At 70.1% G+C, this 26,920-nt stretch carries 21 protein-coding genes; 4 read left to right on the top strand and 17 right to left on the bottom strand.

The window, feature by feature from the left end; translation table 11 throughout:
- Nucleotides 1-131: 131 nt before the first annotated feature.
- Nucleotides 132-2,246: a putative bifunctional diguanylate cyclase/phosphodiesterase gene (locus tag ACFJIT_RS05350; protein WP_379655268.1), complete on the top strand. Its 2,115-nt coding sequence runs from the start codon at nucleotides 132-134 to the stop codon at nucleotides 2,244-2,246.
- 13 nt (nucleotides 2,247-2,259) lie between these two features.
- Here the strand turns inward: ACFJIT_RS05350 and ACFJIT_RS05345 are convergent, their stop codons facing one another.
- Together ACFJIT_RS05345 and ACFJIT_RS05340 are read right to left on the bottom strand one after the other, a co-directional pair.
- On the bottom strand, nucleotides 2,260-4,170 hold the full coding sequence (locus ACFJIT_RS05345) for an ATP-binding protein (protein WP_379655267.1): 1,911 nt from the start codon (nucleotides 4,168-4,170) through the stop codon (nucleotides 2,260-2,262).
- 249 nt (nucleotides 4,171-4,419) lie between these two features.
- Complete coding sequence (locus ACFJIT_RS05340) at nucleotides 4,420-4,845, bottom strand: DUF6496 domain-containing protein (protein WP_379655266.1); 426 nt, start codon at nucleotides 4,843-4,845, stop codon at nucleotides 4,420-4,422.
- A 166-nt stretch (nucleotides 4,846-5,011) separates the two neighbouring features.
- Here ACFJIT_RS05340 and ACFJIT_RS05335 point away from each other — a divergent pair, with 166 nt between their 5' ends.
- The gene (locus ACFJIT_RS05335; RefSeq protein WP_379655723.1) at nucleotides 5,012-7,354 is read left to right on the top strand and encodes a GH92 family glycosyl hydrolase; all 2,343 of its coding nucleotides are present in this window, start codon (nucleotides 5,012-5,014) and stop codon (nucleotides 7,352-7,354) included.
- A gap of 66 nt (nucleotides 7,355-7,420) precedes the next feature.
- Here the strand turns inward: ACFJIT_RS05335 and ACFJIT_RS05330 are convergent, their stop codons facing one another.
- The 7 genes from ACFJIT_RS05330 to lexA form a co-directional block, all read right to left on the bottom strand.
- Nucleotides 7,421-7,579 carry a hypothetical protein gene (locus tag ACFJIT_RS05330; protein ID WP_379655265.1) on the bottom strand — a complete coding sequence of 53 codons (159 nt, stop codon included), beginning with the start codon at nucleotides 7,577-7,579 and terminating at the stop codon, nucleotides 7,421-7,423.
- A gap of 85 nt (nucleotides 7,580-7,664) precedes the next feature.
- Nucleotides 7,665-8,291: a hypothetical protein gene (locus ACFJIT_RS05325; RefSeq protein ID WP_130522816.1), complete on the bottom strand. Its 627-nt coding sequence runs from the start codon at nucleotides 8,289-8,291 to the stop codon at nucleotides 7,665-7,667.
- 327 nt (nucleotides 8,292-8,618) lie between these two features.
- Nucleotides 8,619-9,134 carry an alpha-ketoglutarate-dependent dioxygenase AlkB gene (locus tag ACFJIT_RS05320; RefSeq protein ID WP_379655722.1) on the bottom strand — a complete coding sequence of 172 codons (516 nt, stop codon included), beginning with the start codon at nucleotides 9,132-9,134 and terminating at the stop codon, nucleotides 8,619-8,621.
- An 80-nt stretch (nucleotides 9,135-9,214) separates the two neighbouring features.
- Nucleotides 9,215-12,481: an error-prone DNA polymerase gene (locus ACFJIT_RS05315; protein ID WP_379655264.1), complete on the bottom strand. Its 3,267-nt coding sequence runs from the start codon at nucleotides 12,479-12,481 to the stop codon at nucleotides 9,215-9,217.
- 37 nt (nucleotides 12,482-12,518) lie between these two features.
- Entirely contained in the window at nucleotides 12,519-13,949 is a 1,431-nt protein-coding gene (locus ACFJIT_RS05310; RefSeq protein ID WP_379655263.1) for a DNA polymerase Y family protein, read from the bottom strand.
- A gap of 92 nt (nucleotides 13,950-14,041) precedes the next feature.
- Nucleotides 14,042-14,692: a translesion DNA synthesis-associated protein ImuA gene (gene imuA / locus ACFJIT_RS05305; protein ID WP_235871605.1), complete on the bottom strand. Its 651-nt coding sequence runs from the start codon at nucleotides 14,690-14,692 to the stop codon at nucleotides 14,042-14,044.
- Nucleotides 14,693-14,696: 4 nt separating this feature from the next.
- Nucleotides 14,697-15,302 carry a transcriptional repressor LexA gene (gene lexA / locus ACFJIT_RS05300; RefSeq protein WP_379655262.1) on the bottom strand — a complete coding sequence of 202 codons (606 nt, stop codon included), beginning with the start codon at nucleotides 15,300-15,302 and terminating at the stop codon, nucleotides 14,697-14,699.
- A gap of 124 nt (nucleotides 15,303-15,426) precedes the next feature.
- Here lexA and ACFJIT_RS05295 point away from each other — a divergent pair, with 124 nt between their 5' ends.
- On the top strand, nucleotides 15,427-15,648 hold the full coding sequence (locus tag ACFJIT_RS05295) for an AbrB/MazE/SpoVT family DNA-binding domain-containing protein (protein WP_379655261.1): 222 nt from the start codon (nucleotides 15,427-15,429) through the stop codon (nucleotides 15,646-15,648).
- Between the two features lies 1 nt (nucleotide 15,649).
- Complete coding sequence (locus ACFJIT_RS05290; RefSeq protein ID WP_379655260.1) at nucleotides 15,650-16,078, top strand: type II toxin-antitoxin system death-on-curing family toxin; 429 nt, start codon at nucleotides 15,650-15,652, stop codon at nucleotides 16,076-16,078.
- Between the two features lie 333 nt (nucleotides 16,079-16,411).
- On the opposite strand, the gene ACFJIT_RS05285 is transcribed toward ACFJIT_RS05290, so the two are convergent.
- From ACFJIT_RS05285 to ACFJIT_RS05250, 8 genes are all read right to left on the bottom strand, one after another.
- Nucleotides 16,412-17,695, bottom strand: a complete 1,284-nt coding sequence (locus ACFJIT_RS05285) for an FAD-dependent oxidoreductase (RefSeq protein WP_379655259.1) — start codon at nucleotides 17,693-17,695, stop codon at nucleotides 16,412-16,414.
- 59 nt (nucleotides 17,696-17,754) lie between these two features.
- Nucleotides 17,755-19,116: an NAD-dependent succinate-semialdehyde dehydrogenase gene (locus ACFJIT_RS05280; protein ID WP_379655258.1), complete on the bottom strand. Its 1,362-nt coding sequence runs from the start codon at nucleotides 19,114-19,116 to the stop codon at nucleotides 17,755-17,757.
- Between the two features lie 309 nt (nucleotides 19,117-19,425).
- On the bottom strand, nucleotides 19,426-20,955 hold the full coding sequence (locus ACFJIT_RS05275; RefSeq protein ID WP_379655257.1) for an efflux transporter outer membrane subunit: 1,530 nt from the start codon (nucleotides 20,953-20,955) through the stop codon (nucleotides 19,426-19,428).
- On the bottom strand, nucleotides 20,942-22,519 hold the full coding sequence (locus ACFJIT_RS05270) for an MDR family MFS transporter (protein WP_379655256.1): 1,578 nt from the start codon (nucleotides 22,517-22,519) through the stop codon (nucleotides 20,942-20,944). The genes ACFJIT_RS05275 and ACFJIT_RS05270 overlap by 14 nt, the downstream gene beginning before the upstream one ends.
- Entirely contained in the window at nucleotides 22,516-23,724 is a 1,209-nt protein-coding gene (locus ACFJIT_RS05265) for an HlyD family secretion protein (protein WP_379655255.1), read from the bottom strand. The genes ACFJIT_RS05270 and ACFJIT_RS05265 overlap by 4 nt, the downstream gene beginning before the upstream one ends.
- A 155-nt stretch (nucleotides 23,725-23,879) precedes the next feature.
- Nucleotides 23,880-24,719 carry an ABC transporter permease subunit gene (locus ACFJIT_RS05260; protein ID WP_379655721.1) on the bottom strand — a complete coding sequence of 280 codons (840 nt, stop codon included), beginning with the start codon at nucleotides 24,717-24,719 and terminating at the stop codon, nucleotides 23,880-23,882.
- Nucleotides 24,720-24,733: 14 nt separating this feature from the next.
- The gene (locus tag ACFJIT_RS05255; protein WP_379655254.1) at nucleotides 24,734-25,684 is read right to left on the bottom strand and encodes an ABC transporter permease subunit; all 951 of its coding nucleotides are present in this window, start codon (nucleotides 25,682-25,684) and stop codon (nucleotides 24,734-24,736) included.
- Nucleotides 25,681-26,823, bottom strand: a complete 1,143-nt coding sequence (locus tag ACFJIT_RS05250; RefSeq protein WP_379655253.1) for an ABC transporter ATP-binding protein — start codon at nucleotides 26,821-26,823, stop codon at nucleotides 25,681-25,683. Before ACFJIT_RS05250 ends, ACFJIT_RS05255 begins: the two co-directional genes overlap by 4 nt.
- Nucleotides 26,824-26,920: the final 97 nt, after the last annotated feature.

Raw genomic sequence — 26,920 nt, 5'->3', positions numbered from 1 at the left:
GCCGGGCGCCGGCAAGCCCGAGGGGCGTGCGACCGCCCGATCCAGCCCGCACGGGAGGCGCCGGGATCGGCATGGACCTTGCTTGATCGGCTGGTCGCGGTGCCCTCCCCCGAGCCGAATTCGTCAGTCGCATGTCCGGTATCTACAACCCTCTCCTGGTGGTCGCGTCCTTCATCGTGGCCGCCTTCGCCTCGTATGTGGCGCTGAACCTCACCGGGCGCATCGCCGCCAGCAGCGGCCGGGCCGCGCGCGGCTGGCTGGTCTGCGGCGCCTGCGCGATGGGCTTCGGCATCTGGTCGATGCACTTCATCGGCATGACCGCCTTCCGCCTGCCCATCCCGCAAGGCTACGACCTGCTGATCACGCTGTATTCGCTGCTGATCGCGGTGGTGGCCTCGGCCTATGCGCTGTGGATGGTGACCCGCGAGACCCTGCCGGCCAGCCAGCTGTTCGGCGGCGGGACGATCATGGGCGTGGGCATCGCCGCCATGCACTACGTGGGCATGGCCGCCATGCGCATGCAGCCGGGGATCGACTACGACCCGCTGTGGTTCGCCCTGTCGGTGCTGATCGCCATCGCGGCGGCCACCACGGCGCTGTTGATCTTCTTTAGGCTGCGCAGCGAGCGCCTCAGCCACCTGCTGCCGTGGCGCCTGGCGGCCGCCAGCGTCATGGGCCTGGCCATCGCCGGCATGCACTACACCGGCATGGCGGCGGCGCGCTTCCCGGCCGGAAGCGTGTGCGGCGCCGCCCTGCACAACGGCCTGACCCCGCCGGTGCTGGCGGCGCTGATCGGCATGGCGACCTTCGCCATCCTGGGCATCGCGCTGATGACCTCGGTGCTGGACCGGCGCCTGCAGGACCGCACCGCGCTGCTGGCCGCCTCGCTGGCCAAGGCCAACAGCGAACTGAGCCATCTGGCCCTGCACGATGGCCTGACCAGCCTGCCCAACCGCATCCTGCTGGAGGAGCGGCTGGGCGAGGCCATCGCGGCGGCCGAGCGGGAGGGCGGGCGCTTCGCCCTACTGTTCGTCGACCTGGACGGCTTCAAGGGCATCAACGACGCCTACGGTCACCAGATCGGCGACCGGCTGCTGCTGCAGTTCTCCTCGCAGCTGGTCAGGCGCCTCTCGCCGCACGCCACCATCGCCCGGCTCGGCGGCGATGAGTTCGTGGTGCTCAGCACGATCGAGGCGCCGCAGGACGCGATGCGCATCGCCGAGCTGCTGATGGAGCTGGCCAGCGTGCCGCTGGAGCTGGACCGCAGCGAGATCGCCGTGTCGGCCAGCATCGGCGCGGCGCTGTATCCCGAACACGGCACCGTGGCCCACGACCTGCTGGCCAACGCCGATGCGGCGATGTATGCGGTCAAGGAGCGCGGCCGCAACGGCTACCAGCTGTTCGAGCCGGGCATGAACCACGGCGCGCACGCGCGCATCGCGCTGATCCAGGACCTGCGCCGCGGCCTGCAGCGCAACGAGCTGCGCCTGCACTACCAGCCCAAGCTGCGCGCACCGGACGGGCCGGTGATCGGGGTGGAGGCGCTGGTGCGCTGGCAGCATCCGCAGCGCGGGCTGATCATGCCGGGCGACTTCATCGCGCTGGCCGAGCGGTCCGGTCTGATCATCGAGCTGGGCCGCTGGGTGCTGGACGAAGCCTGCCGCCAGCTCGCCCAGTGGCGCGCCCAGGGCCTGGAGGTGCAGAGCGTGGCGGTGAACCTCTCGCCCAACCAGTTCCATTCCGACCAGCTCTACCAGGATGTGGCGCAGGCCCTGCGCCGCCACGGCCTGCCGGCCAGCGCGCTGGTGCTGGAGATCACCGAATCGATGGCCATGCACGATGCGGAGGCCAGCCTGGCGATCCTGCAGCGGCTGGTGGAGATGGGCGTGAGCATTTCCATCGACGATTTCGGCACCGGATACTCGAGCCTGCTGTACCTGAAGAAGCTGCCGGCCAGCGAACTGAAGATCGATCGCGGCTTCGTGCAGGACCTCGAGCGCGGTGGCGACGATGCCGCCATCGTGTCGGCCATCATCGCGCTGGGCCACTCGCTGGGGCTGCAGGTCATCGCCGAGGGCGTGGAAACCCCGGCCCAGCAGTCCCTGCTCACAGAGCTGGGCTGCACCCTGCTGCAGGGCTATCTGCTGGGCCGTCCGATGCCGGCCGAGGAGGCGTGCGGCTTCTTCGAGAAACGCCAGGACGTGGGATCGCCTGACAGCCAGACGCCGGGGCCGATCCCGACCTGAGCGGGGTGCGCGCTCAGGCGCGTTCGGTCACCGCCGCCAGCGCCTCGCGCAGCTTGGCCGCGGTCACCGGCTTGACCAGATGGTGGTCGAAGCCGACCTGCCGGGTCAGCTCGCGATCCTCCGTGGTGCCCCAGCCGGTCAGCGCCACGATGCGCAGCGCTGCGCCGTCGGCCCGCGCGCGCAGCCGGCGGCAGACCTCGTGCCCGTCCATGCCGGGCATGCCGATGTCGGTGATGATCACGTCCGGCCTGGCCTGTTCGGCCGCGGCCAGGCCGTCGGCGCCGTTGTAGCGCGTGGTGACCTGGTGGCCGAGCAGCTCGAGCACCATCGAGATCGAATCGGCCGCATCGCGGTTGTCGTCGATCAGCAGCAGCTGCAGCGCGCCGTCGCGGGCCGGCTTGTCCTCGACGCCATGCACCACGGCCGGTGCCGGCGCGTCCAGCGGCAGGCGCACGGTGAAGGTGCTGCCCTGCCCCAGGCCGGCGCTGTGCGCCTCGATGACGCCGTCGTGGCGGCCAACGAGCTCGCGCGCCAGCGCGATGCCCACGCCCAGCCCGCCGAAGGACGCATGCCGGTTGCTGTCGACCTGGGCGAAGAGCTCGAAGATGTGCTGCAGCTTGTCGGGCTCGATGCCGATGCCGGTGTCACGCACCTCGACCATCGCCCGGCCGTCCTGTTCGCCCACGCGCAGCCGCACCTGGCTGCCGGGATGGCTGAACTTGGCCGCGTTGCTGAGCAGATTGCCCAGCACCTGCGCCATACGCGTGGAATCGGCGCGCACCCACACCGGCGCCTGCGGGAGTTCCAGCTCCAGGCGCACGTCGCGTTCCAGATAATGGGCACGAAAGGCCTCGGCCACATGCGCGGCCAGCTGGCCCAGGTCGCAGCGTTCCTTGCGCAGCACCACCTTGCCCAGCGCGATGCGGTTGATGTCCAGCAGGTCGTCCAGCAGCTGGCTCATCTGCACGATCTGGCGCTCCATCATCGGCGCGGCCGGATGCATGGCCACGCCGTGGCTGCCCAGCTTCATCGCCTGCAGGCCGCTGGTGATGGTCGCCAGCGGATTGCGCAGTTCGTGCGCCAGCATGGCGATGAACTCGGTCTTGCGCCGACCGTCCTCGCGCAGCGCATCCTCCATCTGCTTGCGGCTGGAGATGTCGTTGAACAGCACCGCCACCTGATGCAGCGCCGGCTCGCCAAAGCGCAAGGCATAGACGTCGTAGTAGAAGCCCAGCTGCGCGGCGCTGTGCTCGAAGCGCTCGGGCACGCCGCTGCGGGCGATGCGTCCATAGGTCTGGAACCAGTGCTCCTCGTGCGCCGGCGCGATCTCGCGCATGCGCCGACCCGGCGCGTCCTGGATACCGGTCTGCCGCGCGAAGGCGGCGTTGACCTCGAGAAACAGGTAATCCTGCGGACGTCCCTGCGCGTCGAACAGCATCTGGATCACACAGAAGCCCGCATCGATCGAGTCGAACAGCAGCCGGTACTTCTCGGCCGCCTCGCGCGCGCGCCGGCGCAGCGAGTTGCGCCCGGTCACATCGTCCAAGACGCCGATCAGCTGGCTCGGGCGTCCCTGCGCGTCGCGGGCGACCACGCGCGCACGGTCGCGCAACCAGCGCTGCCCGCCGCCGGGCAGGCGCACGCGGTACTCGATGTCCAACGGCGCATCGCCGGCGAGGAAGGCGTCGTACTCGCGGCGCGCGCCTTCGGTGTCGGCCTCGAACAGCGCCTGCCACCAGTCCTGTTCCGGCGAGGACAGCCCGAGCAGCAGGCGTGCGTCGTCCCCGTCCGGCGCGCGACGTGCCGACGCCGGCAGCACCGACGTGTGATAGAGCACGCCCTCGGTGCGCTGTGCGTCGGGAACGGCGCGTTCGAACGCCTCCGGCATCGGCGCCCCGTCGGGCACCGGTGTGGTGTACGGCATCGCATGACCCCTGTGGTGACTCCAGCAGGCTAGCGGCTGGGGATTCGATGGTCTGTGAACAGCGTGGCGATCCTCGCGGCCGCCGGTGCCGCCGGGCACACCCGACCACTGCTTAGGCGCACATGTTGCTCAGAGGCGCTAACCGTTACGCGTTGTGCGGGAACGACGGTTGGAACGCTCGGGCGACGTGCGAAAGTCGCTAGGTTCCCGCGTTCGCGGGAACCACGGTTGGGGCCTGTGCGCGGGCCGTCAGCTGGATTTCTTGCGCGCCGTCTTTTTCGTGGCCTTCTTTGCAGACTTCTTCGCGGTCTTCTTTGCTGTCTTTTTTGCGGCCTTCTTCGCGGTTTTCTTGACGGCCTGCTTCGTCGTCTTCTTCGTGGCGCGCTTGCGCCCGGTGGCCAGGTCCTGGCCGGCCTTGTGCTTGACCTCGCCGGAGGCTTTCTTGCCGGGCTTGGCCTGGACGCCGTCGCGGCGCGCTCTGGACAGGCCGATCGCGATGGCCTGCTGCCTGCTCTTGGCGCGGCCCTCGCCGGCCTCCAGTTCCTCGATCTCCTCGCGCACGTACTCGCCGGCCTGGGTGCTGGGGGACTTGCCGGCGCGCTTGTCGTCCTGCGCGGCCTTGTGTGCGGACTTGTTGCTGGGCATGGAAGACTCCCGATGCATCTGGAGTTCCACCTATAGAGCCGCCCCTGTCAAGGTCGCGTGCGTATCGCCGTGATGCGTGCCACCGCAGGACCAAGGTCGAGCAGGAATGCCCGGCGCTCCGTGCTAGGGTCCGTGCCCATCATCGCAATGGGGTCCATGAGCAATGCGAAACCTGTCCACCCAGCGCTCGGCGCTGATGCGGCATGTCGGCGTCCTGGGGCTGGCCGGTCTGCTGGCGGCACTGCCGCTGTCGGGCACCGCCGCGCAACGGCTGACGCCAGCCGAGCAGGCGGCGTTCGATGCGGTCGATCCCTTCATCGGCAGCGGCGGCGAGGGCCACACCTTTCCCGGCGCCACCCTGCCCTTCGGCATGGTGCAGCTTTCGCCCGATACCCAGATCAAGTCGCGCAAGGACGGCTATGGCTGGGCGGCGGGCTACCGCCACAGCGACAGCACCATCGTGGGCTTCTCGCATACGCACTTCTCCGGCTCGGGACATTCGGATCTGGGCGACTTCCTGCTGATGCCCTCCACCGGCGAGGTCAAGCTGGAGCGCGGCGACATCGACAAGCCCGGCAGCGGCTTCACCTCGCGCTTCCGTCACCAGACCGAGACCGCCCAGCCCGGCTACTACGCCGTGACCCTGGACGATGCCGGCGTGCGCGCCGAGCTGACCACCACCGCGCGCGTGGGCGTGCACCGCTACACCTTCCCCAAGGGCAAGCCCGGGCACGTGATCCTGGACATGCGCACCAGCATGTACGACTACCCGGGCAAGGTGCTGTGGTCGCGCGTGCGGCTGCGCGCCGACGGCACGGTGACGGGTTTCCGCGAGACGCGCGGCTGGGCGCCCGGTCGCCAGCTGTATTTCGCCATGCGGTTTTCCAAGCCCCTGACCGGCCACACGCTCAACGACACCGAGCAGGACGTGATCTACAAGGGCTTCGCCCCGCCGGCCGACAAGGCTCCGGGCCAGCGCGCGCAGATCGAGGGCCGCCAGCTGGTCGCCAGCTTCGATGTGGGCGATGCGGGCGGCCCAGTGCTGGTCAAGCTGGCGATCTCGCCGGTCAGCGAAGAGAACGCCATCGCCAATCTCGATGCCGAAGTGCCCGGCTGGGACTTCGACGGCTTGCGCGACGCGGCCAGGCAGACCTGGGCCACGGCGCTGGCCGCGGTGCAGGCGCAGGGCACGCCGGTCCAGCGCACGCAGTTCTACACCGCGCTGTATCACACCTTCCTCGGGCCGACGCTGTTCATGGACGTCGATGGCCGCTATCGCGGCCCGGACAACGCCGTGCACCAGGCCAAGGGCTGGACCAACTATTCGACCTTCTCGCTGTGGGATACCTATCGCGCGCTGCATCCGCTGCTGACGATCGTCCAGCCTGCCGCGCACACCAACGACATCGTCAACTCGCTGCTGGCCGCGCGGCGCGAGAGCCCGTATGGGATCCTGCCGATCTGGGCATTCAACGGCCTGGAGACCTGGTGCATGATCGGCTACCACGCCGTCCCGGTGATCGCCGATGCCTACATGAAGGGCATCCGCGGCTACGACACGCGCCAGGCGCTGGAGGCGATGGTCGCCAGCGCCAACTACGGCCCCTACGACGGCATCGCGCAGTACCGCGAGCTGGGCTATGTGCCGATCGACGAGGAAGGCGAAGCGGCCTCCAAGACGCTGGAATACGCCTTCGACGACTGGACCATCGCCCAGGTCGCGCGCGACATGGGCGATGCCGGCATCACCGCCGAGTTCGACAAGCGCGCGGGCAACTGGAAGCACGCCTTCGACCCGGCCACCGGCTTCATGCGCGCGCGCAAGCGCGATGGATCCTTCCGCGAGCCTTTCGATCCCACCGCCAGCGGCTACGGCACCGACTACACCGAAGGCAACGCCTGGCAGTACTCGTGGTACGTGCCGCAGGACGTGGCCGGGCTGGTCAAGGCGCATGGCGGCGCCGACGCGCTGCTGGGCAAGCTGGATGCGGCCTTCGACGCCAAGGTGGACCCCAAGGTGTTCGAGCACATGGAGGACATCACCGGCCTGATCGGCTGGTATGCGCACGGCAACGAGCCCGGCCACCACGTGGCCTATCTCTACGCCTACGCCGGCCAGCCCTGGCGCACACAGCAGCGGTTGAAGCAGATCATGGACACCCAGTACAAGGCCACGCCCGACGGGCTGGCCGGCAACGACGATCTGGGCCAGATGTCGGCCTGGTACGTGTTCACCGCGCTGGGCTTCTACCCGGTCACGCCGGGCAGCAACCAGTACATCATCGGCCGGCCGTTCCTGCCGCGCGCCACGCTCAACCTGGAAGGCGGCAAGCGCTTCACCGTGATCGCCGACGGACTGGATGCCGCACATCCTTACGTCGGCAACGTGCTGTTTAACGGCAAGCCGCTGGACCGCGCCTACCTCACCCACGCGCAGATCATGGCCGGCGGCGAACTACGCTTCACCATGCAGGCCCAGCCGAACACGACCTGGGCCACCGACCTGGGCAAGCTGCCCTATTCGATGTCTTCGCAGTAAGAACTCCAGGTCAGAGCAAGACGAAGGGCGGGTCGCAGGACCCGCCCTTCGTCGTTGTGCGTGGCCTCAAGCGCCGTGCGGATGGCCCGGTGCGAGCGGTTCGTCGACGGCGGGGTCGCCCTCTTCCTGGCCGTCATGCCGCGACGGGGCGGGCAACGGCGGCGGATCGTCCACGCGCGGGTCCATGTCGGACGGCGGGATGGGGGCGTTGGGCAGGGTCGGCATGCGGCGCTCCTAAAAGGCTGTCCGCAACAGACTGCATGCAGGGGCGTGGACGTCACGCCATCGCGTGACGGAGGAGTCGCGAGGCCTAGAGCCGCGCGGCCAGTGCCTGGTTGAAGTTGGCCGGCAGCGGCGCGGTCATCGACTGGGCCTGGGCCACGGACGGAGCGAGCGTGCCGCCCAGCTCCAGCGCGCCCGAGCGCGATCCGGCCGGTGCCACCCAGTCGCTGGCCGCGATCGGGGTGGCCATGGCCGGCGCGGACGCGGGACGGTGCAGCAGGTCCTGCATCTGGCCGCGCAGGCCGGGCATGGCGGCCAGCACCAGGACCAGGGCCATCGCCGCGCCACCGCAACTGATGGCAGCGCGCAGCGCCAGGGCCGGACGCCCCGGCGTGCGGGCGCGCGTGGCAATACGCGTGTCCTCGACGGGGGCATCGAGCAGCGCGGCGCGCGCGGCGTCTTCGCACAGCGTGATCTGGCCCAGACGCAGCGCGGCCTGGTAGGCGGCCACGGTGAAGCCGGCGGCGGCGATCAGCTCGCCCCGCGTCGCACCCTGGGTGAAGCCGTCGGTGGCCAGCTGCTGCACGGCGGCCTGCGCCTGCGCGCCATGGACCGAACCGTAGGCATGGACCAGCACGGTCTGGCCGCCACGGCTGAGCAGCAGGGCGGCGTCGGGCTGCTGCGGGCCATCGGCGGGCAGCGGCGCGGCACGCACGGCAAAGCCTTCCTGGCGATACGCCAAGGCCAGGCGATCGCCAACGGAAGCTGACGCACCCCCGGCGCGCCGGAGGCGATGGTGATGCTTCAAGCCGTGCATGTAACGCCCCTGTTCCTGGCGAGCCTATGCGGATCGCGTGCGCCTGTTTAGATCTGTCAAGACGGAGCTGCAAGCGCTTTCTGAAGCGGATATCCCGAATTACCAACGTGATCGAGTTGACAAGTGCATGTACGTCACGCTTGTCGAGGAAACGGCGGCACTCCCGGCCCGCCAGCCGGGGAACTCAGGCATTGCACACCGCACGCAATGCGCTTGACGCAGTTCTCAGTCCGGCCGCGCGCGGAACACCACGCTCATGCGCGGTGCCACCGCCGCATCGGTCTTGGGAATGCCATGTTCGTGGGTGAGCTGGCTGGCATGGCTCATCACCAGCAGGCTGCCCGGGGCCAGGTCGAGGGCGAAGGTGCGGCGGCGGCCGTGCATGGCGCGGATGTGCATGCGCCGGGTGCCGCCCAGCGAGACCAGCGCGATCGGTTGGCCGGGGACCAGCGTGTGCAGCTTGTCGTGGTGCATGGCCACGCTGTCGCGGCCGTCGCGATAGAAGTTCATGCCCACCCCGGTGTACGGCGCCGGCACGCGCGCTTGCACCAGGGCCAGCATGTCGGCCAGCGGCAGCTGCGGCGGTAGATCGTCCAGCCGGTAGCCGGCGCGCAGACGCGGCACGTCGACGATGCGGTCGTACATCGGGCGGCGCTCGTGCTTCCAGTGGGCGCCCTCGCGCAGGGCGTCGAACCAGCGCGCGGCGGTGGCCGCATCGACCACGTCGGGCCAGTAGCGCATGCCGCCCTCGGCGTCGTCGAACACCGTCAGCGGCGCGGGCGCGAACAGGTCGCCGACGTACGGATGGGCCGAGCGCGCGTTCAATGGAAATCCCGCGAGGGCAGCGCCAGCTCGCCGAGCATCTCGCTCAGGTCGCGCAGGTCGCCGGCGATGAGGTGTTCGACCCCGTCCACGCGCTCCCAGCGCCCGCGCACGGCCAGCAGCCGCGACTCCAGCAGCGCGCGTCGCCGGCGCATCGCCAGGTGCGGCCAGACGATCACGTTGATCATGCCCTGCTCGTCCTCGAGGGTTACGAAGATGGTGCCCTTGGCCGTGGCCGGGCGCTGACGCTGGGTGACCAGCCCGGCCACGTGCACGCCGCTGCCGCTGGGCCGGTCCTGCAGCTCGCGCAGGCCGAGGATGCGCTGGGCGCGCATGCGCCCGCGCAGCAGCGCCATCGGATGCGCCTCCAGGCTCAGGCCGACGCTGCGGTAGTCGGCGGTGATGTCCTCACCCGTGCGCGGCGCCGGCAGCGCGATGGCCTGCTCGCGCGGGCTGCCGGGCAGCAGCGGGCGACGACGCTCGACCCCGGCCACCGCCCAGCGCGCGGCATTGCGGTGACCGACCAGCGAGCGCAGCGCGCCGGCTTCGGCCAGCGCGGTGCGGGCCTTCTCGTCCAGGCCGGCGCGCAGGCACAGGTCTTCCAGATCGGCGAAGGCGCGCTGCGCGCGCGCGGCCATGATCGCCTTGCCGGTGGCCTCGGACAGGCCGGCCACCTGGCGGAAGCCCAGGCGGATGTCCGGCTGCTCGCCCGGATCGTGCGCGCTGCGCCACGGCCTTCCGCCGACCAGGGTGTTGTCCCAGTCGCTGTGCAGCACGTCCACCGGCAGCACGGTGACGGCCTGGCGCGCGGCCTTGCCGCGGCGCGCGTCCTGCACGATCTGGCTGGGCGAATAGAACCCCATCGGCTGCGCATTCAACAGGCCGCAGGCGAAGGCCGCAGGCTCGTGCCGTTTGAGCCAGCAGCTGACATAGACCAGCTTGGCGAAGGAGGCCGCGTGGCTCTGCGGGAAGCCATACGAGCCGAAGCCCTTGATCTGGTCGAAGATCTGGTCGATGAACGCCGGCGCGTAGCCCTTGTCCTCCATCAGCTGGCGGATGCGCACGCGGTGCGGCTCCATGTCGCCGCCGCGTCGCCAGGCGGCCATCGAGCGGCGCAGGCCGTCGGCCTCGTCCGGCTGATAGCCGGCATGGATCACCAGCTCCATCACCTGCTCCTGGAACAGCGGCACACCCAGCGTCGGCCCGAGGATCTCCTCGACGCCCTCGGACGGATAGGTGGGCTGCTCCAGGCCCTGACGCCGGCGCAGATAGGGATGGACCATGTCGCCCTGGATCGGCCCGGGACGCACGATCGCCACCTCGATCACCAGGTCGTAGAACTTGGCGGGCTTGAGCCGCGGCAGCATGGCCATCTGCGCGCGCGATTCGATCTGGAACACGCCGACCGTGTCGGCCAGCTGGATCATGTCGTAGGTGGGCTTGTCGTTGGACGGGACACTGGCGATGTCGTGATCGCGCCCGCGGTGTATGCGGATCAGGTCCAGCGTCTTGCGGATGCAGGTCAGCATGCCCAGCGCCAGGCAGTCGACCTTGAGCATGCCCATGGTCTCCAGGTCGTCCTTCTCCCACTGGATGATGGTGCGGTCGGCCATGGCCGCGTTCTCCACCGGCACCACGGTGGACAGGGTCTGCTCGGCGATGACGAAGCCGCCGACGTGCTGGGACAGGTGGCGCGGCTTGCCTTCGAGCATGCCGGTGAGGGCCAGGATCTTCACGATCAGCGGGTTGGCGGTATCGAAGCCGGCCTCTTCCAGCCGCTGCTGCATCGGCGTGTCGCCATTGCCCCAGCCGAAGCAGTTGGCCAGCAGCGCGATCTGGTCCGGCGGCAGGCCGAAGGCCTTGGCCACCTCGCGCACCGCGCTCTTGCCGCGGTAGCTGATGACGGTGGCCGCCAGCGCCGCACGCGCGCGGCCGTACTTGCGATAGACGTACTGGATGACCTCCTCGCGCCGCTCGTGTTCGAAATCGACGTCGATATCGGGCGGCTCGTTGCGCGCCTTGGACAGGAAGCGCGAGATCAGCAGTCGATTCTCGTCCGGGTCCACCGCGGTGATGCCCAGCGCGTAGCACACGGCGGAATTGGCCGAGGAGCCGCGCCCCTGGCACAAGATTCCCTGCGACTTGGCGAAGCGCACCACGTCATGCACGGTCAGGAAGAAGGCCTCGTACTTCAGCTCCTCGATCAGCGCCAGCTCCTGTTCGATATCGCCCCGCACCTTGTCGGAGATCGTCAGGCCGCGCTCGGCCCAGCGCGTGCGGATCCCGGCCTCGGTCAGTTCGCGCAGATAGCTGGTCGCGGTATGCCCGGTCGGCACCAGCTCGGCCGGGTAGTCGTACTTCACATCGCGCTTGAGGTCGAAGCCGCTACAGCGCCGGGCAAGGTCCACCGTCGCCTCGAGCAGCGCCGCCGGATAGATGTTGCCCAGCGCCCGGCGCGAGCGCAGGTGACGCTCGCCGTTGCGGAACAGCAGCGCGCCGGCCTCGGCCAGCGGCACGATGTGGCGGATCGCGGTGATCGTGTCCTGCAGCACGCGCTCGCGGCGGGTGGCCATGTGCACATCGCCGCTGGCCAAGGGCGTCATGCCCAACTGCCGGGACAGCGCCAGCAGCGCGGCCAGCCGCGCGTCGTCGTCGCCGTCGCGCAGCAGTTCCACCGCCAGATAGGCGCGCTCGCCGAACACCTGCTGCAGCCAGCGCCCGTCCTGCGCCTGCGGCTGCGCGCCGGGCAGCCACAGGGCGAACAGTTCGGGCGCTTCGGCATGGAACTGCGTCTCCACATCGCCACGCGTCAAGGTGTAACGGCCCTTGCTGGCCGCGCGCCGTGCGGTGGTGATCAGCGCGCACAGCTGGGTGTAGCCGGCGCGCGTCTCCACCAGCAGCACGAAGCGGGTGCCATCGACCAGCGCGAACTCGCTGCCGACGATCAGGCTGACGCCGGTGGCCCGTGCGCCTTCCCAACCGCGCACGATGCCGGCCAGCGAGCATTCGTCGGTGATCGCCAGCGCGCTGTAGCCGCAGGCCTTGGCACGTTCGAACAGTGCCGTGGCATCCGAGGCCCCGCGCAGGAAAGAGAAATCCGACAGGCAGTGCAGCTCGGCATAGGCCGGCAGGCCGTCTGCGGCCATGCCCTGCGGCGCATCGTCGTTGGCCGCCGTGCGCAGGCGCTGGGCCGTGCGCCAGGCGCGCGGCATGCGCCCACCCGGCGTGTCCCGATCCACCCCATCGACCGCGTCATCCCAACTCATCGCCCTCTCTCCCGCAGCTTTCCACTCACGCCCCGCCTCACCCGAACCACCCATGCAGCATCCACGGCGCATCGCGCACGCCGGCCGGCTGGAACGCCCAGGCACGCTGGCCACGCGCGGTTTCCACCACGTAGTAGTCGCGACGCGCATCGCCCTGGTCCCACCAACCGCTTTCCAGACGTTCTGGGCCGGAGATGATCCGCGCCGGGCCATGCAGGGCCACCGGCTGCGGCAGCAGCCAGGCCGGGCGCAGCGGACGCGCGGGGGCGGCCTCCACGCCGCGCGCCGGCGCATCGCCCAGGGCGCGGCGCCAGGCCTTTTCCGGGCGCGGATCGCCGGCCGGTTCGACCCGGTAGACGGCCGCATCGCCCAGCCGCGCGCGCAGGCGCTCGCGCAGTTGCGGCCAGTCCAGCGCCTGCTGCGGGCGGGTGTCGAACAGGTCGCGCACCGCGGGCACGAACGGCGGCAGCTGCCGCGCCAGCAGGCGCAGGCCCACCACCGGCCGATCGATGGCCACGCGCTCCAGGCGGTTGCGCGCCAGTTCGAACAGCAGCGCCTGGTTACGCTCGGGCGCCAGCAGGCCGACCTCCACATCGCTATGGCCCTGCTCGTGCTCCAGCCGCAGCACGAAACGCTGCACGCCGCCGTCGCGGATCGACAGATAGGTGCACAGATCGCCAACCAGGCGCCGCAGCGGGAACAGCAGCGCCATGTGGTTCTCCACCTCGTAGCCCATCTCCACGCGCGCGTCGAAGTGGTCCGGCGGTGCGTACCAGTCCAGCGGGTCGTCGGCCTGCCCATACAGGCGATCCAGGTGTTCGAGCAGGGCCAGACCGAAGCGCCGCCGCAGCCCGTCGCGCGGCAGCGCGCGCAGCGCGGCCAGCGTGTGCAGACCCATGCGGTGCAGGCGCTCGCCGCTGTCCTCGGGCAGGTGCGCGGCGCGGACCGGCACCGCGTCGAGGACCTGCTGCAGGCGCTCGGGGCGCGCAATGGCCAGGCCGTCCTCGCGCCCGGCCAGCACCTGCGCCGCGCGCGGCGTGGGCGCCAGTGCCAGCCGATGGCGGAAGCCCAGCGTCTCCAGCTCCTGGCGCAGGCGCCGGGCGAAGCGCGGCCACGGCCCGAACAGGCGGAAGCTGGCGCGCGCCTCCAGCACGATCGCATGCGGCCACTGCTGGCTGACCAGCGAGCTGTGGCGATAGGCCCAGCTGGCCAGGAAGCGCTGGCTGCGCGCCTGGTCCTGCGCATCGAAATCCACCGTGCGCACCTGCGCCAGCAGCGCGTGCGCGGCCGACAGGCGCATGCCAGGCGTCAGCCCGGCCTGGGCGGCGGCGGCGTTGACCGAATGCAGCCGGCGCAGCTGCGCCGGCCCTTCGACCAGTACCAGCGGCGCGGCGCGCTCGTCCTCGGGCAGGCGCCGCAGCACCGTGTCCATGGCCAGGTGCGGCAGCAGGATGCAGGCCCACAGCATCAGCGCACCGCCCGCGCGCAGGGCGTCGCGTCAGCGTCGGGTCGGGGAGCCGGATTCCACGGCAGCGGTCGATGCGATGGCATGGCCACGCCTCAATGCACCAGCCGCAGCGGCTGGGCCGGCACCTGGCCGCCGCGACACTTGCGCACGCGCCAGGCGCCCTCCTCGCTGCGGTACTCCAGGCGCAGCGCGGCCGGCGAGGCGTTGAGCGCATGGCGCGCCTCGCGCAGGGCGAAGCCGCAGCAGTCGCCGCTGTCGGCGGCCACCTGCAGGCGGCGCAGCGCGCGCTCGTCGGCCGCCTGCGGCCAGCCCAGCACGGCCGCGCAGGCGCCGCTGCGCAGGCACTGCTCGAAGGCCCACAGCGCATCGCGCGGCGCCGCGTCGACCACCTCCAGCTGCGCCAGATCCACCCCGCGGCCCTGCCAGGCCGGTGCGTAAGGGATGTACGGCGGGGCGATCAGCGCCACGCGCTCGCCGGCGCTGGTCAGGCGCGCCAGCGTCGGCAGCAGCAGGGCGATCTCGCCGATGCCGTCGGCCGGCAGCAGCAGTTCGGTCAAGGCCTTGCGCGGCCAGCCGGCGGTGGGCAGCAGTGCGTCCAGCGCGGCATGGCCGGTGGGCTCGCCGTCATGGCGCGGCGCGCCACCGCGCCCGGCCCGCCAGACCGTGCGCGCGGCCAGCAGCTCGTCCAGCGGCAGGCCCGGGGCCGGCACCGCCGACAACGCACGACGTGGCACCTCGGCCACGGCCTCAACCCCTGCGCACCAGGCCGCAGTACAGGCCTTCGATGGCGAAGTCCGCCCCGGCCGGCACCTCGATCGGCGCATGCGCCGGATTGCGCGGCAGCAGGCGCAGCTGGTGCCGGCCGCGCTCCAGGCGCTTGATGGTCAACTCGCCCTCGATGCGCGCCACCACGATCTGCCCGTCGCGCGCCTCGGCGCTGCGATGCACGCCGACCAGGTCGCCGTCGAGGATGCCATCGTCGATCATCGAATCGCCCTGCACGCGCAGCAGATAGTCCGGCCGCAGCGAGAACACGCCGGCATCCAGCAGCAGCTGCTCGTCCAGGCCGATATCCGCGCCGATCGGCACGCCGGCGGCGACCCGGCCCAGCACCGGCAGCGCCAGCAGCGCATCACGGCGCGCGGCCTCGGGCAGCCGGATGCCGCGCTTCTGCCCAGCGCGCAGCTGGATCAGGCCCGCCTCGGCCAGTGCCTGGACGTGCTTGTGCGCGGCATTGCGCGAGGAAAAGCCGAATTCAGCCGCGATCTCCGCCAGGCTGGGCGCGTGACCGCGCAATGCCTGGGCCTTCAGATAGACCAGCACGGCGGCGCGTTGAGGGGTCAGGGGGTCCATGGGTGGACATTTGTACACCGCTTGCGTCGCACGAGGCGAGATACGGCAAAGTTCTCGCTGGCCCTTGCGTTCCTGCGCCGACCTGTCGGAATATAACCATCGTTATAACCTCGAGCGCACAACCATGAAGCTCAAGATCACCACCGTCGGCAATTCGGCCGGCGTCATCCTGCCCAAGGACCTGCTGGCCCGCCTGCGCCTGGAAAAGGGCGACACGCTCTATGCCCTGGAAATTCCGGACGGCATCAAGCTCACCGTCTTCGACCCGACCCTGGCCGCGCAGATGGAAGTGGCCGAGCGGATCATGCGCGAGGACCGCACGGTGCTGCACAAACTGGCGCAGTGAGATGATCGTCTGGATGACGCGGGCCCTGGTGCTGGCCATCCACGACCGCCAACTGGCCGAGCACGGCGGCAGCGGCGGTGTGCGCGACGACGCCCTGCTCGATGCGACCCTGGCCCGCCCCCAGCAGCTGTTCGGCTACGGCCATCCACCTCCGGACCTGGCCGCGCTGGCCGCCAGCCTGGCGTTCGGGCTGGCCCGCAACCATCCGTTCGTGGACGGCAACAAGCGCACCGCCCATGTCTGCTACCGCGTGTTCCTGGTCCTCAACGGCGTGGAGCTGCAGGCCCGCGACGAAGACAAGTACATCGCCATGCTCGGCCTGGCCGATGGCGCCCTGGCCGAAGCCGCCTTCGCCGACTGGATCCGCAAGCACCTGACGCCCAAGCCCGGCAGCCAGCTCCACGAGCCTGAGGCGCGTTACGGCGGTTGATGACCACGCAGTACCCGACCGGGGCGAGGCTCCGCGAAGAATGGATGGGGAATTCTTTGACTCTCGACCCGACGTCTTCCGACGCCACGCACGAGGCAGCGCGCCGGCGGGCGGTGGCCGCGACGAGCGAGGCAGAAGCCGAGCGCCTTAAGGCAGGGCAGGATGCCCTGACCGAGGGAAAAGCGGATACCGCCCGCCGGTCCGCTGCCCTTCCGAAGCCAGTAACGCCCACGCGTTGAGAGCGCCAGGAAATCCAACGTCTTCAGCCTTATGCGAGAAAGCCACTGGATTCCCGCCTTCGCGGGAATGACGGTAGGGAGTTTGCAGCGGAACTCAGCCGCCGTCGGCCAGTTCCAAGCCAGAAGGCGCTTCCGATACCACCTGTAATCCATCGCCCGCCAACGCCAGCAGAAAGGCATCGGGCAAGGCCAGCTTCCCGAACAGGCCATGCTGAAGGCCGCTGAGCACGCGCAGCATGTGGCCGCGCCCGCCTGGCATCCGGCCCAGCCGGAGAAAAGCAAGATCGCGCAGCCTGGCCACCCGGTCGCGGTCGGACTGGAACAGCGGCGTCAGCCAGCGGCTCCAGAACTGATAGAGGCCCACATGCGCACGACGGCGCTGCTGATAGCGGGCCAGCGCGGCGGGAAGGTCGGCTTCGGCGCGCAAGGCATCGCGCAGCGCGGCGGCATCCATCAGCGCCATGTTGACGCCCTGCCCCAGCTGCGGACTCATCGCGTGCGCCGCATCGCCCATCAGCAGCAGACGGTCCCGATGCCAGGTGTGGACCACGGCATCGCGATAGCCAGCGCGCGCCAGCTGGCCACAGGCCTCAAGCGGATGCAGTCGCGCATCGGCCTGCGGCCACAGCGCAGCGACCTCCTGCCGGAAGGCCGGCATCCCCGCCTGCTCCCAGGCCGCGAATCCCTCGGCCGGCAGGCTCCAGAAGAAGCTCAGGCGCGGCGTGTCATCGCCCGGGCGCGTCCCGACCGGCAGCATGCCGATCATCTTGCGCGCAGCCACGTAGCGCTGGCGCAGCTCATGCGGCCAGGCCCAGTCTTCCTGCGGCACCAGGCACCACAGCGCGCCCCACGGATAGGCGGCCTCCGAGCGGACTCCCTGCGTGTGCCGGCGCAGCGCCGAGCCCGCGCCATCGGCGGCGATCACCAGATCGAACGGCCCATGCCACTGGCCCGAGGCCTCGCGCACGCGGCGCGTGTCCTGGCTGATCTCGACGATGCGCGTGCCGCAGTGCACGCCGCCGTAGCCCTCCCACGCCTGCGCCAGCAGCGCGAACAGCGCCCCGCGCTGCATGCCCAGCCCGAACAGACGCCGATCCAGATGCGCATAGCGCATGTCCATGACCGCGCGCCCCGCCGGCGTCTCGCCATACAGACGATCGATGCGACGCCCATGCGCCAGGGCCTGCGGCAACAGACCCATCTCCCACAGCACCTGCAGCCCCGTGGGCTGCAGCAGGAAGCCGGCGCCCACCGGCCCCAGCACCGGCGCCTGTTCGAAGACATGCACCTGATGCCCGTCCGCGGCCAGCAATGCGGCCGCCGCCTGGCCGGCGGTGCCATAGCCGATTACCGCGATCTGGTGCCTGTTCCCTGGCATGCCCCACTTTCCCGACGTGCTTGGTGCCCGCGATCATCGCATGCGGGCACCGCGCCGGATCAGCTCACGTAGATGCTCTTGATGTTGGTGAACTCATGCATGCCGTGGTTGGCCAGTTCGCGACCGAAGCCCGAGCGCTTGGTGCCGCCGAACGGCAGGCGCACGTCGGACTTGACGATGGCATTGACGAAGGCCGCGCCGCATTGCAGCTGCTGGGCCACGCGCTCGCCGCGAGCGGCATCGGCGGTCCACACACTGCCGCCTAGGCCGAAGCTGGTGTCGTTGGCCACGCGCACGGCCTCGGCCTCGTCGTGCACCCGCAGGATGCTGGCCACCGGGCCGAACAACTCCTCCGCATAGGCCGGCATGCCAGCCTTGACGTGATCCAGGATGGTCGCCGGGTACTCGGCATGGCCGGGCCCGGGCCGGCCGCCGAGCAGCACGGTGGCGCCATCGGCGACGCTGGCGGCGACCTGCTTGTGCAGTTCGTCGCGCAGATCCTGGCGCGCCATCGGCGCCAGCGTGGTGGCTTCATCGTTGGGATCGCCGGTGCGCAGCTGGCCGGCGGCCTCGACGAAGCGCTGCACGAAGCGCTCGGCGATCGCATCGACCACGATGAAGCGCTTGGCCGCGATGCAGGTCTGGCCGGCGTTGTCGAAGCGGCCCTTCACCGCCGCGGCGACCGTCTTGTCCAGGTCGGCATCGTCGAGCACGACGAAGGCATCGCTGCCGCCCAGTTCCATCACGCATTTCTTCAGCACGCTGCCGGCGGTGGCGGCGATGGAGCGGCCCGCGCGCTCGGAGCCAGTCAGCGTGACCGCGGCCACGCGCGGATCGCGGATGACCTGGGCGGCCTGATCGTTGTCGATGTGCAGCACGCCGAACACACCCTCGGGCACGCCGCCGGCGCGCAGCGCCTCGGCGATGGCATCGGCGCAGCGCGGCACGTTGGTGGCGTGCTTGAGCAGCGCGGTGTTGCCGACCATCAGGGTCGGCGCCAGGAAGCGGAACACCTGCCAGATGGGGAAATTCCACGGCATCACCGCGAACACGCAGCCGATCGGTTCGTAGCGCACGTAGCTGGAGCGCGCCTCGGTCTGGATCGGCTCGGGCTTCAGGTAGTGCGCGGCGTGGTCGGCGTAGTAGTCGCAGGCGTCGGCGCACTTGTCGACCTCGGCCAGGGCTTCCTTCTTCAGCTTGCCCATCTCGGCCGTCATCAGCGCCTGGAAGGTCCCGCGTCGCTCGCGCAGCGCCGCGGCGACCGCATGCAGGACTTCCGCTCGCGCCTCGATGGAGCGCTGGGCCCATTCGGGGAACGCGGCCTGGGCCGCGTGCAGCGCCGCCTCCACGGTGTTGGAGCCCATCAGCGTCTGACGGTGCTCGACCTGGCCGGTGTAGGGATTGGGGACTTCAGTAGACATGCGCGACTCCGCGAAGCATCAAGACAGCGCGCCATCATCCGCCGATGCGCGTTACCCAGCCGTCGCCGCTGCTTCGTCCCGCTCCTTGTGGGAGCCGCCATGGCAGCGATGGGGCTCTACCGGCAAAGCCCCATCGCCGCCATGGCAGTTCCCCCCTTGTAGAGCGGAGCTTGCTCCGCTGGGGCCTTCCCCACGAACCGAACGAAGAGCAGCGGAGTCCCCAAGCGGGGATGGCCACAAGCTCCGCTCTACAGACGGACGGCTGCTGGAGTTGAGGAGACAGTTGCTCCCACCCAGCATCCCCGCCACTCAGCGCCCCGCGATGCCCGGCTGCGGTGCGTCCTGCCAGCCCAGGCCCAGGCTCTTCTGCAGGGCCACGTAATCCACCAGCAGCTGCACCTGCGCCTGGGCCGCGCTGTCTCGGGCGCTGCGCTGCTGGCGCTGCACGTCCAGCAGGTCGATCTGCGAGGAGGCGCCCGCCGCGCGTCGCTGCTGCATCAGCACGGCGGCGCGGTCGGCCGAGGCCTGGGCCTGCACCGCCACCAGCAGCTGCTGGCGCGCCGAACCGAAGTTGGACAGCGCGGTGTTGGCATCCTGCAACGCGGCCAGCACGGTGTTCTCGTAAGCGGCGGCGCGGCCTTCGGTGCCGGCGCGGGCCTGGGCGACCTGGGCCTTGATGCGGCCGAAATCGAAGATCGACCAGCGCAGGAACGGCGCCACCAGCGTAGCGGCCGAATCGGCATTGAGCTCGCTGGGCTTGGTCGCCACCGCGGCCAGGTTGCCCATCAGCGTGACCTGCGGGAAATAGCCCGACAGCGCCTCGCCGATCTGGGCGTTGGCGCCGGCCAGCTCACGCTCGGCCTGGCGCACGTCCGGGCGGCGACGGATCATCGCGGCCGGGTCGTCCACCTTCACCTGCGCCGGCAGCGCGGGCAGCGGCACGACCGGCACCAGGCGCGCATCGAGCGAACCGGGCACCTGCCCGACCATCAAGGCCAGCTGGTCCAGCGCCTCGCTGCGCTGGGCCTGCAGCGGCAGCAGCCGCGCTTGGTCCTGCTGCAGCTGGCCGCGGGCGCGTTCGACCTGCAGGTCCGAATCCGCCCCGTGCGCACGGCGCTGGGTGGTGAGGTCCAGCGCCTGCTGCGCATCGCGCACGGCGTCCTGGCCCAGGGCGATACGCGCCTGCAGGCCGCGATAGTTGAGATAGACCTGCGCGATCTCGGCGGCCAGGCGTACCTGCGCATCGGCCAGCTGCGCCTGCGCGGCCTCGGCCTGCGCCGCCGCGCCTTCAGCGGCGCGACGGCGGCGGCCGAAGAAGTCCAGCTCCCAGCTGGCGTCGAAGCCGGCCAGGTACAGGTCGCTGTCCAGATCGAGGTCGCGCGCGGCCTGTTCGACCGCCGCGCCGGTGGCCGGGTCGGTGGCCTGGGCGATGCCGGCGGCCCCGTCGCGGATGTCGTGCTGGATCGAATCCGGCGCCTTGACGTGGGCGTAGGCGCCCATCGCACCGACCTGCGGCAGGCGTTCGGCGCGGCGCTGGGCGAACAGCCCGCGCGAGGCCTGCACCCGCGCGTCGGCCGCGCGCAGGTTGGGGCTCTGGCGCAGCGCGGTGTCGATCAGCCAGTCCAGCTGCGGATCGTGCAGTTCGCGCCACCACTGGCTGGGCGGCGGCGCGCTGACCACCTCGGCCGCGTCGGCGCGATGCAGGCGCGGCGCCTGCACGGCCTCGGGCGCCACCTCCGGGCGAACATAGTCGGGGCCGAGCACGCAGCCGGCCAGCAGGGCCGGCACCAGTACGGCCAGGGATGCGCGCGCGGCGCGGCGGGCGTCAATGCATCGCAAGTTGCGTCCCCTTGGGCAGCGGTTTGAGCAGGAAGGCCAGCGGGATCGAACACACCACGATGACGCCGAAGATCCAGAACAGGTCGTTGTAGGTCATCACCAGCGCCTGCAGCTGCACCATCCGCGCCAGGGCGCCGATGGCCTGCATCGCGGCATCGCCACCGGCGGCGTGCAGGGCACCGGTGAGCTGGTGCACATAGTCCTGGCCCAGCGGCGAGTTGGCCGTGACTGAGCTGCCCAGCACTTGGGTGTGATAGGTCATGCGCCGCTCCTGGAAGGTGGAGATCAGCGCCAGGCCGATCGAGCCACCCAGGTTGCGCGCGGCGTTGAACAGGCCCGAGGCATCGCCGGCCAGGTCCTTGGGCACCGAGCTGATCGCCGCCTGGTTGAGCGCCATCATCGCCAGCGCCAGCCCGCAGCCCTGCAGCAGCTGGCCGGCGACGAAGGTCTTGCCCACGCTGTAGGAGGTCAGGTCGATATTGATGAAGCACGCAGCGGCGAAGCACAGCAGCCCGCCGATCACCAGCACGCGTACGTCCACCGTGCCCAGCAGCTTGGGCATGAACGGCATCAGGATCACCGTAGGCACGCCGCCCAGCAGCAGCACATAGCCGGACTGCTCGGTGTTGTAGCCCGAGACCATGGCCAGGAACTGCGGGATCATGTACATCACGCCGAACAGGATCATGCCCACCGCGAGCATCATCACAAACACGGCGCTGAAGCTGCGATTGAGCAGCACCTTGAGCTGGATCACCGGCTCGTGCCGCAGGAACTGGGTCGCCAGCAGCGCGGCGAAACCCACCAGCGACAGCGCCGACAGCAACAGGATGAATTCCGATTCGAACCAGCGCTCGCGCTGCCCCTCCTCCAGCACCACCGTCAGCCCGCCCAGGCCGGCGGTCAGGCCGAAGATGCCCAGCCAGTCGGCCTCCAGCAGGCCGGCCCAGCGCGCCTGCTCGTGCTGCAGCCCGAGCAGCAGCAGCGCCACCAGGCCCGCGCAGACCGGCACGTTGAGGAAGAAGGCGTAATGCCAGCTGACGTTCTCGGTCAGCCAGCCACCCAGCAGCGGGCCGATCACCGGGCCCATGATCACCGTCATGCCGAACAGCGCCGTGCCCATGGTCTGCTGCGACGGGGGCAGGCGCGTGGCGACGATGGTCAGCGCGGTGGGGATCAGCGCGCCGCCGGCGAAGCCCTGGCCGACGCGGCCGACGATCATCATCGGCAGCGAGGTCGACAGCCCGCACATCACCGAGAACGCGGTGAAGGCCAGCGCGCAGATCAGCAGGAAGTTGCGCAGCCCCAGCGTGCGCACGAACCAGCCGGTCAGCGGAATCATCACGATCTCGCTGACCAGATAGGCCGTGGAGATCCACGTGCCCTCGGTGCCGCTGGCGCCGACCTCGCCCTGGATGGTCGGCAGGGCCGCGTTGACGATGGAAATGTCCAGGGTGGCCATGAACGAGCCGATCGTGCCGGCGGCCACCGCCAGCCACGCCCCGGCGTCGGCCTTCTGCGCGCCGGCCGTCCGAGCGCCCGCGCTGGCGCCGGTGGCGCTCACGGCTTGGAGGTGTCCCGGGCGTCGAGACGGTCGGCCTCGTCCTGGGCCTCGTCCTTGGCGCCCTTGGCCGAACGCGTATCGACCGTGGCGATCACCGACATGCCAGGCACCAGCACCTTGCGCGCCTGCTCGCCGGCGTCCACGCGGATGCGCACCGGCACGCGCTGGACGACCTTGGTGAAGTTGCCGGTGGCGTTCTCCGGCGGCAGCAGCGCGAACTGCGATCCGGTGCCGGGCGACAGGCTCTCCACGTGGCCATGCAGGGTCACCCCCGACAGCGCATCGACCTCGATCTCGACCGGCTGGCCCGGGCGCATCAGCCCGACCTGGGTCTCCTTGAAGTTGGCCGTCAGGTACAGCGACTCCACCGGCACGATGGTCATCGTGCGCGTGCCGGCGGCCAGGAACTGACCGACCTGCACGGTGCGATCGCCCACGCGCCCGTCGATGGGCGCCTTCAGATGCGTATCGCCCACCGCCACGTTGGCCTGGTCGACATTGGCCTGGGCCTGCTGCAGCCCGGCCTTGGCCTGCTCCAGCTGCGCCTCGCCCGCGGCGATCTGGCTCTGCGCGCCGACGATCTGCGCCTGGGCGGCATCGAACTGCGCCTGGGCCTGATCGCGCTGCTGACGCAGGCTCTCCAGATGCTCGTGGGTGTCGGCACCGGAGGCGGCCAGTGGCGTGAAGCGCGCCACCTCGGCCTTGGCGAACTTCAGCTGCACCTGCGCCGAGGCGGCCTGGCTGCGCGCCTGCACCAGCTGCGCGCGATGGCCCTCGATGGCCGCCTGCGCGGCGGCGATGTCGGCCTGGCGCACGGCCACGGCGGCCTGGGCCTGCTCCAGCTGCGCGGTGTAGGTACGGCCATCGATCTCGATCAGCGGCTGCCCCGCCTTGACCCGGGCGTGGTCCTCGACCAGCAGCTTGGTGACATAGCCGTTGACGCGCGGCGCCACGGCCACCGCATCGGCCTGCAGATAGGCATCGTTGGTCTCCTGCAGGTAGCGCCCGATGAGCAGGTGATAGACCAGCCAGACGATCAGCGCGATCAGCACCACCACGCCGATGAGGATCAGCGTCCAGCGCACCTTGGGATTCTTCAGCGGCGAAGGCTTGGGCGGATCCTGCCGGCCCTGCGGATCGTCCCCGTCGGCGGGGGGCTGCGCACGGCCGTCCTGGCCGCGGTCGGGATCGTCGTGTTGGCTCAAGGCAGGTTCCTGCGCGCGAAGGTGGGGGCCATGCCCCAGGCGCTTGCACCCGCGATCTGCGGCGCAAGCGCTCGGGGCCGTGCACGTCTGCGTGGAGGCTAGAGCACCGGGGCCTCACGACGCCGTGAAAGTGAAACCCGGAGTCCCATTTAATGTCAACTCCGGCCGTCGTCCCCGCCCCGCAGCGCCAGCTGCCGGTCCCGCTTGCGGCGCTGTTCGCCGCGCGACATCAGCCACCAGCCCAGGCACGCGCACAGCGACACCGCCACGATCATCAGCGTCGCCAGGGCATTGATCTTGGGACTCAGGCCCAGCCGCACCGAGGAGAACACCTTCATTGGCAGCGTGGTCGAATCGGGGCCGGAGACGAAGCTGGCGATCACCACATCGTCCAGCGACAGGGTGAAGGCCAGCAGCCAGCCCGAGACCAGCGCCGGGGCGATGATCGGCAAGGTGATCAGGAAGAACACCTTGACCCGGTTGGCGCCCAGGTCCATCGCCGCCTCTTCCAGCGACCTGTCCAGCTCGGCCATGCGCGAGGACACCACCACGGCGACGAAGGCCAGCGAGAAGGTGGTGTGCGCGATCCAGATCGAGACCATGCCCTTGGGCTGGAAATGGAACACCTCGCCCAGCGAGACGAACATCAGCAGCATCGACAGACCGATGATCACATCGGGCATCACCAGCGGCGCGGCGATCAGCCCGCCGAACAGCGTCCTGCCCGGAAAGCGGCGCAGGCGCGTCATCGCCAGCGCGGCCAGCGTGCCCAGCACCACCGCGGCGGTGGCGGTCCAGAAGGCGATGCGCAGGCTCACCCAGGCCGCCTCCAGAATCGACGCGTCGCCCAGCAGCTCGCCATACCACTTGAGCGAAAACCCCGCCCACACCGTGGCCAGCCGCGAGCGGTTGAAGCTCCACAGCATCAGCAGCAGCACCGGCAGATAGAGGAACGAAAAGCCCAGCCCGAGCACGATCCGGGCGGGCCAGCGCATGCGACCGAACGCGCTCACGTCAGCCGGCCCTCGAGCTGGCGCTGCTGGACGCGGTGGAAGATCAGGATCGGGATCATCAGCAGCGCCAGCATCGCGATGGCCACCGCCGAGGCCAGCGGCCAATCGCGGTTGGCGAAGAACTCGTTCCACAGCACCCGGCCGATCATCAGCGTGTCCGGGCCGCCGAGCAGTTCGGGAATCACGAACTCGCCCACCGCCGGGATCATCACCAGCATGCAGCCGGCGACGATGCCGGCGCGCGACAGCGGCAGGGTGATCGTGACGAACGCCTTCCACGGACGCGCGCCCAGGTCGTAGGCCGCCTCGAGCAGCCGCGGGTCGTGTTTGACCAGGTTGGTGTACAGCGGCAGCACCATGAAGGGCAGATAGCAGTAGACGATGCCGAGGTAGGCGGCCAGCGGCGTGTACAGGATCTGCCGGCCCGCGATCCAGCCCATCGCCTGCAGCGCATCGATCACGCCCAGCTGCTCCAGCAGCCGTCCGACCGGCCCGCTGCTCTTGAGCAGGCCGATCCAGGCATAGACGCGGACCAGGAACGAGGTCCACGACGGCAGTACCACCAGCATCACCGCGATGTGGCGCGAGGCCGGCGGCAAGCGCGCGATGACATAGGCCATCGGATAGCCGATCAGCAGCGCCAGCAGCGTGGCGATGGCGGCGATCTTCAGCGAGCTCAGGTAAGCGGCGATGTAGCCGTTCTGCAGCGCGCCCAGCTGCAGGTAGTTGGACAGGTCGAGCCTGAGCGCGACCTGCGCACCGTCCATGTCCAGGATCGGCGTGTACGGCGGCATGGCGATGGCCAGCCTGGCGAAGGAAATCTTCAGCACGATCAGGAACGGAACGGCGAAGAACACCAGCAGCCACAGATACGGCACCCCGATCACGCCCCAGCGCGGGCCGGGCGTGCGCTGGCGCAGCCGCGTCAGCCAGGCCGGCGCGCTCATTGGGTCAGCACCACGCCATCGTGGTCGCCCCACCACACCCAGACCGGATCGCCCCAGGTCAGGCCCTCGCTGGCCCAGCGCTGCACATTGGCGAAGTGCGCCAGGACGACCAGACCGCTGGGCAGCCTGACGTGATAGACCGAATGACTGCCGAAGTAGGCGATGTCCTCGATCACGCCGGGGGCCTTGTTGTACGGCTGCGCCGGTTCCTCCTTGGCGATGCCCAGCTTCTCCGGCCGCACGGCGAAGCACACCGCCTGGCCTGCAAAGCCGGAAATGCCGTGGCCGACGTAGATGTCGGTGGCCAGCTGCGGCGCACGCAAGGTGACGAATTCGGCGTGGTCCTGGTCGATCACCGCCTCGATCATGTTGACCGAGCCGATGAAGCCGGCGGCGAAGCGGCTGGCCGGCTGCTCGTAGATCTCATCGGGCGTGCCGACCTGGCGGATGCGGCCGGCCTCCATCAGCGCGATGCGGGTGGCCATGGTCATGGCCTCTTCCTGATCGTGGGTGACCATCACGCAGGTCACGCCGGTCTTCTCGATGATCGACACCAGCTCCAGCTGCATCTGCGTGCGCAGCTTGCGGTCCAGCGCGCCCATCGGCTCGTCCAGCAGCAGCAGCTTGGGCCCCTTGGCCAGGCAGCGCGCCAGCGCCACGCGCTGCTGCTGCCCGCCGGAGAGCTGGTGCGGCTTGCGCCTGGCCAGACCGTCCAGCCGCACCAGCGCGAGCATCTCATCCACGCGCCTGGCGATCTCGCGCTTAGGGATGCGGTCCTGCTTGAGGCCGAAGGCGATGTTCTGCTCCACCGTCATGTGCGGGAACAGCGCATAGGACTGGAACATCATGTTGATCGGCCGCTCGTACGGCGGCAGCGCGCCCAGCTCCTGGCCATCGAGGAAGATCCTGCCGGCACTGGGCGTCTCGAACCCGCCCAGGCAGCGCAGCAGCGTGGATTTGCCGCTGCCCGAGCCGCCCAGCAGGGCGAAGAGCTCACCCCTGCGGATGGACAGGTCGATCTCGTCCACGGCCAGGACGCCATCGAAGTCCTTGCGCACGCCCTCCAGGCGCAGATAGCCCTCCGCCCCCGGCGCGGGGCCGGATCCCGAAGTGACCACCTGCTGTTCCCCTGCCGCCATCTCGCTGCCTTCGTCGCTGTTGGATGCCTGCGCGGTACCGGCCGCCGTGGGTGGATCATGCGGGCGACGGGCGGATCACGCCTGGATTCTGCCGCAG

It is taken from the genome of Pseudoxanthomonas sp. UC19_8 (assembly GCF_042700505.1).
Classification (GTDB): domain Bacteria; phylum Pseudomonadota; class Gammaproteobacteria; order Xanthomonadales; family Xanthomonadaceae; genus Pseudoxanthomonas_A; species Pseudoxanthomonas_A winnipegensis.
This window is presented reverse-complemented; position numbering and strand designations above follow the sequence as displayed.